1 protein-coding gene is annotated in these 601 nt (G+C 51.2%); it reads right to left on the bottom strand.

Features of this window, described 5'->3' with window-relative positions:
- A partial coding sequence (locus tag PsAD37_RS28445) for a transposase (RefSeq protein WP_193778295.1) occupies positions 1-486 on the bottom strand: 486 nt, incomplete at its 3' end.
- Between the last annotated feature and the right edge of the window lie 115 nt (positions 487-601).

Raw genomic sequence — 601 nt, 5'->3', positions numbered from 1 at the left:
AAACACAAAGGGTTTACGGCTGTGGCACAGACGGAAATGGGCAACCTTTATCTTCTGAGCAACACCGCCCAGCACAACATGTTCTTCACTCCAGTCAAATTGAAGCGCATCCCCAGGTTGAAACTGCAGCGGGATAAACGCCTCACCAGACCACGGTTTAGCTCGCTTCAGATCACGGATAAAACGTTGAACCGGAGAATAAGAGCCCGTATATCCCTCAAGAACCAACTGCTCATAGAGCTGTAAGGCTGTCCGGCGCTCCCGCCGTGGGCGCTTCTGCTCCAGTTCATACCATTCCAATAAACGGCTTTCAAAAGCAGCCAGCTTGTGACGGATCGGGGAAACCTGACGTTGATAACGCGGCGGCGATGCATCACTAACATATTTTCTGATTGTATTGCGCGATAAACCAGTCTCCCGACTGACCGACCGGACACTTCGACCATCCCGTAAAACAAGACGGCGGATCTTGGCTGCACTTTCCATCAATATCACCCGTTCATGCCCCGCGCTAAATGCACGGATCCTAACAAACAGGTGGGTCAATCTTAAACGCTCATAACCCACCTAACCGGGTCAATTTTGCATGCCGATTCACACC

The sequence above is a fragment of the Pseudovibrio sp. Ad37 genome (genome assembly GCF_001623075.1).
Taxonomy (GTDB): domain Bacteria; phylum Pseudomonadota; class Alphaproteobacteria; order Rhizobiales; family Stappiaceae; genus Pseudovibrio.
Note: the sequence above shows the minus strand (reverse complement) of the source record. Positions and strands in the feature narration are given on the sequence as shown.